Consider the following 6812-nt stretch of genomic DNA (forward strand, 5'->3'; position numbering starts at 1 on the left):
ACGATTATCTTCAAAAGTTGAACGATTATCTTCAAAAGTTGAACGATTATCTTCAAAAGTTGATGGATTAACCTTAAATCTACTTGATTTCACTCAACCTGAGTAAGTAAATTTAGACTTAATAGTAAAAGAGACAATTGATTAAGATCAATTGTCTCTTTTTTTCAAAAATATCTATTCAATTATCCAAAAACTTTCGCTAATTCTTCTTTATCCTGCTCAAGCCAAAAACGCATTAATCTTTTTGCACCTTCAAGATCATGTAGCTTAGCTTGCCCACATTGTGTTTCGTTGGCAGCAGGAATTTCTGTTATTTCAACAGCTGCTTTTAATGTATCTTCTAGTAAATCAATAATTTCTGTTACTTCAGGGTTTCCACTAACAACTAAATAATAACCTGTTTGACAGCCCATTGGTGAAATATCAATAATTTCAAAATGATCGTATTTTTCTGCATGCTCACGAATATTAAAAGCTAGCAAATGCTCTAGCGTATGAATCGTGTCTGGCTTCATTGCCTGTTTATTTGGCTGACAAAAGCGAATATCGAATTTATTCACTTCTCCATCACTACCAACCTTATGAACTCCACAATGACGTACATATGGTGCTTTAACTGCATTATGATCTAAATCAAAACTTTCTACTGAAGGCATTTATTCCACTCCTATTTTTTTATCATATAGTCAACATTCTATTTATCATGATAAGAAATAATAGCATATCTACTACTACTTTTAGTATGATAGATAAAAGTAATTATACCCTTTTACTTTACAATAAAAGAAATATTGAAAAAATTCACTTTAAAGAAGGTACTGATTATGAAGCATTTCTTTATAGCTCTAATTCGCTTTTATCAAAAATTCATCTCTCCGATTACACCACCAACATGTCGCTTTTATCCAACATGCTCACATTATGGCTTAGAAGCATTTAAACGATTTGGTGTTTGGAAAGGGTTATATCTTACAATTTTTAGAATTATGAAATGTCATCCTTTTCATCCAGGTGGTTTTGATCCAGTTCCTGAAAAAAAAGAATCCAGCAAGTGACTTTACTTTGCATGTAAAGTAAAGCTTAAAATACTTTTATTACTTACTCATACCCATTCACTACAACATCTAATTTGCCTGTTGCAGGATCTATGACAAGACCATGTACTGGAATGTTATCTGCTAAAAGTGGGTGGTTTTTTATTTTCTCAACACTGTCTTTAACACTATCCTCTACTTTATCAAATCCTTGTAGCCATGTTTTTAAATCAACACCTGAATATTTTAATACATCGATTTTTTCTTGAGTGATTCCTTTTTCCTTTGCCTTTGATAAAAATGAATCTGCATTAAGTTTACTCATTCCACAATCATGATGACCTATAACACAGACCTCGTCAGCATTTAATTCATAAACAGCAACCAAAATACTACGCATAATACTTCCAAAAGGATGAGCTACAATTGCACCTGCACTTTTAACAATTTTCACATCGCCATTCTTAAGATTCATTGCCTGTGGTAATAGCTCTACCAATCTAGTGTCCATGCAGGATAAGATAACAAGTTTTTTCTCTGGAAATTTAGTTGTCTCAAACTTTTCGAACTCTTTATTTGCTACAAATTTTACATTATGAACTAAAATTTCATCAACTATTCTCATTTCTGAATCCTCCATTATTTTTTTAATTAAAATTAATATAACATAACTCTTGTTTTTTAACTATTAATCAGGTATTATATCAATTGTGCAAATCGTAACAATTACTATTTAATTTTACTAAAATCTAAATATCTAAAAAATTTTGGTTCTCAAATCGTAATGATTAGGATATAATAAGTTAGTCTTAATCGGAATCATACTGATTTGTCGAAAGGAGAAGATTATGAAAAAGCGAATATTAATCACAAGCTTTACCCTAATTATGTCTTTGTTATTAGTAGCTTGTAATACAGATAATACTACTCAAAACACTGAAGATACAGAAAAAGAAGCTGATACAAGTAAATTAAAAATCTATACGACTATTTTTCCACTCGAGGATTTCACTAAAAAAATAGGTGGAGATTTAATTGAGGTTGAAAGTGTGTTACCTCCAGGTGTTGACGGACACACTTATGAGCCAACAACCAAAACAATGGTCGACATTGCTAAATCTGATGGATTTATCTATTCAGGATTTGGTATTGAAAGCTTTGCTGATAAAGTTCAACAATCATTAGAAAAAGAAGATATAGCTTTTATAAATGCTGGAGAAGGCATTGAACTTGCAACTAGTGAACACTCTGAAGATGAGCATGCTGGTGAAGAAGCTACACATGAAGATGAACATGATCATGAAGAAGCTGCACACGAAGATGAACACGCTAGTGAAGAAGTTGCACACGAAGATGAGCATACTGGTGAAGAAGCTGCACATGAAGATGAGCATGCTGAGGAAGAAGCTGCACATGATCATGGTGATACAGATCCACATGTTTGGTTAGATCCAATTTTATCGATACAATTAGCTGAAAATATTAAAAATGCTCTAATTGATTTAGACCCTTCTAATACAGAGACTTTTGAGAAGAATTTTGATACATTAAAAACACAACTTGAAGAATTAGATCATTCTTTTGAAGAGGTTGTTGCAAATTCAGCGAAAAAAGAAATTCTTGTTTCTCATGCTGCATATGGATATTGGGAATCAAGGTATGGTATTGAGCAAATTAGTGTTTTAGGCCTTTCTCCTACAGAAGAGCCTTCCCAAAAAGAATTACAAAACATTATTGAAACATCAAAAGAACACAATATTAATTACATTATTTTCGAATCGAATGTAAGCAGTAATGTGACTGACATTGTACAGGCTGAAATAGGTGCCAAATCCCTTACTTTAAACAATTTAGAATCTATTACAGAAGAAGATATTAAAAATAAAGAAGATTATTTTAGTCTTATGAATAAAAATTTAAAAACTCTAGAACAGGCATTAAATTAATATTTGTAACCTTGAAAAAAATACTATTATTTGCTCTTAACGTTACAAAATACGAAAAAAGCAGATCAATCACAACAACCAGTGATTGATCTGCTTTTTTTATTTGAACAATTTATGGTTAGTGAAACCTCTTACTAGGATTGAAATAACTTTATAATTTTTTTTACTTCCTCTATATATCCCACATAATAACATCTAAAAAATTCACCTTACTCCTCCATTACATATCTAATTCACTAGAATATTATTTAGAAAATAGTGGACACTATGGTTGATTACGACAAGGCAGGAAAAGAAAGGCGGATCTTTATGGATGATTTAGTATTAGCACGGTCATTGTTTGGGACAACGATGGGTTTTCACATTATATTTGCAACATTAGGCGTTGGCCTGCCGTTAATGATACTTTGTGCAGAGCTTCTTTTTCAAAAAACAAAGGACAAGGATTATGCAATTATGGCAAGACGTTGGACAAAGGGACAAGCCGTACTGTTAGGTGTCGCTATTCCTACAGGTACAATTGCCGGTGTGCAACTTGCATTACTATGGCCTGGTTTTATGGAAGTTATCGGTAAAGTGATGGCCCTCCCATTTCAAATTGAAATTTATGCATTCTTTATTGAGGCTTTATTTATGTCCATTTATGTTTACGCGGCTGATCGGATCTCACCAAGAATGAGAATAATTAGTGTTTCTCTTGTACTTTTAGGAGCTAGTGCTTCAGCCATATTGATTACAAATGTACATGCCTTCGAAGGTACACCTGCTGGTTTTCGTATTGAAAATGGTGAAATTACTGATGTTGATCCATGGGCTGCTTTTTTCAATCCGAGTTTTTTCATTTCTGCAGCACATGTCGCTGTTTCAGCCTATATGACAGGAGCATTTATGATTAGCACAATTGCTGCTTTTAAAATGCTCAAAAATAGAAAAAATGAACGAGTTTATCAATTTCATCGAAAAGCATTGATTCTTAGTCTTGTCATTGGTGGCGTTTTCTCATTTTTAACTGCTATCAATGGTCATGAGTCAGCACAAATGCTCCACGAGTATCAACCAGAAAAGCTAGCTGCTGCTGAAGGGCTTTTTGAAACCCAGGATTATGCGCCACTTGCCATTGGAGGTTTTACGGACCGAGAATCCCAAGAAGTTAAATATGGAATTGAAATACCCTGGGCGCTTAGCTTCTTAGCAGGAGATAGTTTTAAAACAGTTGTTGTTGGTTTAAATGACTTTCCAGAAGAATATTGGCCACCTTTATTTGTACACACACTATTTAATGGCATGGTTATAATTGGTAGCTTCTTAATCTTCTTATCAATGGCTGGGTTTGCTTGGTTCAAGATATTAAAAAAACCACATTTTCCTAAGTTATTTATGTATGCCTTTGTTTTAGCAGGACCATTATCCCTTTTATCAATTGAATTTGGCTGGATCTTTGCTTGTACTGGAAGACAACCCTGGGTTATTTATCGTATCTTAGCCACTGAAGATGTTGTGACAGGATCAACTCAAATTGGTATGTTATTTGTCTTATTTTCACTAATTTATCTTGTTTTAGGTGTTGCCGTTTTGGCTGTTTTAAAATACTACTTTAAAAGACATCCTGTTGAGGATGAACTTGATGGTGGTGGATCAAACAACAATAATTTGAGTGTTTACTAATATAAGAAAAGGGTGAATCATTATGACAGCAGATTCATTACTAGCAATAACCGTTCTTTGGGGCTTTGTGTTCATCTATGCCGTTATGGCAACAATGGATTTTGGAGCAGGATTTTGGTCAATGATTTATATTAATAAAGAAAAAACAAATGCAACCAATATTGCAAACCGCTACCTATCACCTACATGGGAGGTTACAAATGTATTTATAGTAGCGATTGTTATAGCATTAGTTAGTTTTTTTCCAGGAACAACCTTCATTCTAGGGACCGTCTTGCTTTTACCGGGAAGTTTTATTTTAATACTACTTGCACTAAGAAGTGGATTTTTAGTGTTTTCTCATGTCGCAAAAGATTATGAAAAGGCGTTAACATATGTATCTGGCATTTCTGGATTTATTATTCCAGCTCTGCTTATGCTAGTTCTACCAATCACACATGGTGAATATATCGAAGTTGTTAATGGGGTTCATCAACTCCAATTTGGAGCTATGTTTACAAGCCCTAATATCTATGCTTTTATGGCTTTTGCCATCAGCAGTACCCTTTTTCTTTCCTCCTTATTACTTGCTGATTATTCTAACGTGGCTGGTGAACCTGAAGCATATCGTGTATATCGTCGTGATGCGATCATCCTTGGTCCGATTTCTTTGCTAATGGCATTTTTGATCATGTTCACATTAAAAAATGAAGCGAATTGGCTTTATACAAACATGCTTGAATATACACCCTTCTTAATTGGCTCTGTTATCTTTTTTGTTATTGCTGGGGCAGCTATGTTTCTTCCATCTAAAAAGCATAAGCATGCAATAGGAAGACCTCGTTTAGCAGTAGTTGCTGTAACGATTCAATATTTATTGGCAAGCTTAGCCTATGGTAGAGCACATCTTCCTTATATGATTTACCCAGATGTGACAATTCTTTCAGGCTTTACTCATCCTGATACATTTAGAGCGTTGATCATTACTTATCTTGTAGGCTTTTTAATACTTTTCCCTGGCTTTATTTACTTTTGGAAGTTATTTATGAAAGATAAGCGGTATTTAAAGCAAAATGAATCTTAATCTGATTTATAGATAGGCTGTTTTCGCAAACTTTGTTGCTTTTAAATATCCGAAGCAATCAGCACTGTATTAGGTCTAGTGGCATCTTTTCTTCATAAAATGGTACCCTTATAGTGGAAAAACACTGTTTTCATTACAAACATTGGTACGTGGCAACAAACGTTCAGAAAAGAGCCTATAATGAAGAAATTAAGCTATAAAAAAATAAATATTTCCCAAGTTTTTAACAAATGCTACTATAGTAAATTTTGAAGGGGGAATCATGATGAGAGAAGATTTAATCGATGCATTTCGTAAGGATGTTAAAAATTCGAGTGCTGATTCATTTCCAATGTTTGTCGATTCATTTACAAACATTTGGGATTATGAATTTGGTTCTTTAGATGATCTTCCACATGATGTAGATCAGCTTGTCGCTAGTCGGGCAGTTGAATATGGGTTAATGGAATAAGAAAAGTGCAAGGCGCCTGAAGTTAGATGCTAGAAAAAAGTCTATTTTATGATAATACAAACAAAACAGGCAGACTTCTAAAAAAATGAGTCTGCCTGCTTTGTTTAAAACTACATTGTCATTGTAGGAGCATTTGCTGCTTTTCTAAGATTTTTCTGTGCACGTTTTTTAGCAATGATGCCATGCTTTGGTGAGAACAAGAAGGCTATCGCAAAGAGTACTCCTGTTGAGGAAGCCATTGCACCTGCAATTGATACATTGAGTAAAGTCGCAACATAATATCCTGAAACAGCGGCAAATACACCAATTACTGCACTAATAAACAACATATTTAATAATTTATCTGTTAATAAATAGGCAGTTGAAGCTGGAACAATTAACATAGCAACAACTAATATTGCTCCAACACTGTCAAAAGAAGCTACAGTTGTAATAGATAGCATTCCCATCAGTAAATAATGAATAAAAAGAACAGGAATTCCAATTGCTACTGCCATCTCTGGATCAAAAGAGCTAATCTTGAATTCTTTATAAAAAAAGATGATGATGAGTAGATTTACGATGAATACAAATGAAAGTAGCCATACTGCTTTAGGACCTAACTCCATTCCATACATCTCTACTGTATCCCATGGAATAAACGTGATTTCTCC

The 6812-nt window shown here is 33.7% G+C and carries 8 protein-coding genes; 5 read left to right on the plus strand and 3 right to left on the minus strand.

Features of this window, described 5'->3' with window-relative positions; translation table 11 throughout:
* Nucleotides 1-182 precede the first annotated feature (182 nt).
* Complete coding sequence (locus FS935_RS22895) at nt 183-656, minus strand: S-ribosylhomocysteine lyase (RefSeq protein WP_146950912.1); 474 nt, start codon at nt 654-656, stop codon at nt 183-185.
* Nucleotides 657-824: 168 nt separating this feature from the next.
* On the opposite strand from FS935_RS22895, the gene yidD reads away from it, so the two are divergent.
* Nucleotides 825-1055, plus strand: a complete 231-nt coding sequence (yidD, locus tag FS935_RS22900) for a membrane protein insertion efficiency factor YidD (protein ID WP_146950913.1) — start codon at nt 825-827, stop codon at nt 1053-1055.
* Nucleotides 1056-1098: 43 nt separating this feature from the next.
* Here yidD and FS935_RS22905 read toward each other — a convergent pair whose 3' ends face one another.
* Complete coding sequence (locus tag FS935_RS22905; RefSeq protein WP_146950914.1) at nt 1099-1659, minus strand: beta-class carbonic anhydrase; 561 nt, start codon at nt 1657-1659, stop codon at nt 1099-1101.
* Nucleotides 1660-1882: 223 nt separating this feature from the next.
* Between FS935_RS22905 and FS935_RS22910 the strand changes: the two genes are divergently transcribed.
* From FS935_RS22910 to FS935_RS22925, 4 genes are all read left to right on the plus strand, one after another.
* Complete coding sequence (locus FS935_RS22910) at nt 1883-2980, plus strand: metal ABC transporter solute-binding protein, Zn/Mn family (protein WP_146950915.1); 1098 nt, start codon at nt 1883-1885, stop codon at nt 2978-2980.
* Between the two features lie 309 nt (nt 2981-3289).
* Nucleotides 3290-4645, plus strand: a complete 1356-nt coding sequence (locus FS935_RS22915; protein ID WP_146950916.1) for a cytochrome ubiquinol oxidase subunit I — start codon at nt 3290-3292, stop codon at nt 4643-4645.
* A 22-nt stretch (nt 4646-4667) separates the two neighbouring features.
* Nucleotides 4668-5708, plus strand: coding sequence for a cytochrome d ubiquinol oxidase subunit II (locus FS935_RS22920; RefSeq protein ID WP_146950917.1), 1041 nt, complete (start codon nt 4668-4670; stop codon nt 5706-5708).
* Nucleotides 5709-5973: 265 nt separating this feature from the next.
* The gene (locus tag FS935_RS22925) at nt 5974-6159 is read left to right on the plus strand and encodes a hypothetical protein (RefSeq protein WP_239589594.1); all 186 of its coding nucleotides are present in this window, start codon (nt 5974-5976) and stop codon (nt 6157-6159) included.
* Between the two features lie 110 nt (nt 6160-6269).
* On the opposite strand, the gene FS935_RS22930 is transcribed toward FS935_RS22925, so the two are convergent.
* A partial coding sequence (locus FS935_RS22930) for a metal ABC transporter permease (RefSeq protein ID WP_146950919.1) occupies nt 6270-6812 on the minus strand: 543 nt, incomplete at its 5' end.

The sequence above is a fragment of the Metabacillus litoralis genome (assembly GCF_007994985.1).
GTDB lineage: Bacteria > Bacillota > Bacilli > Bacillales > Bacillaceae > Metabacillus > Metabacillus litoralis.

Coding starts and splice junctions, on each gene's coding strand:
- FS935_RS22895 (WP_146950912.1), bottom strand. CDS start 656: ATGCCTTCAGTAGAAAGTTTTGATTTAGATCATAATGCAGTTAAAGCA.
- yidD (WP_146950913.1), top strand. CDS start 825: ATGAAGCATTTCTTTATAGCTCTAATTCGCTTTTATCAAAAATTCATC.
- FS935_RS22905 (WP_146950914.1), bottom strand. CDS start 1,659: ATGAGAATAGTTGATGAAATTTTAGTTCATAATGTAAAATTTGTAGCA.
- FS935_RS22910 (WP_146950915.1), top strand. CDS start 1,883: ATGAAAAAGCGAATATTAATCACAAGCTTTACCCTAATTATGTCTTTG.
- FS935_RS22915 (WP_146950916.1), top strand. CDS start 3,290: ATGGATGATTTAGTATTAGCACGGTCATTGTTTGGGACAACGATGGGT.
- FS935_RS22920 (WP_146950917.1), top strand. CDS start 4,668: ATGACAGCAGATTCATTACTAGCAATAACCGTTCTTTGGGGCTTTGTG.
- FS935_RS22925 (WP_239589594.1), top strand. CDS start 5,974: ATGAGAGAAGATTTAATCGATGCATTTCGTAAGGATGTTAAAAATTCG.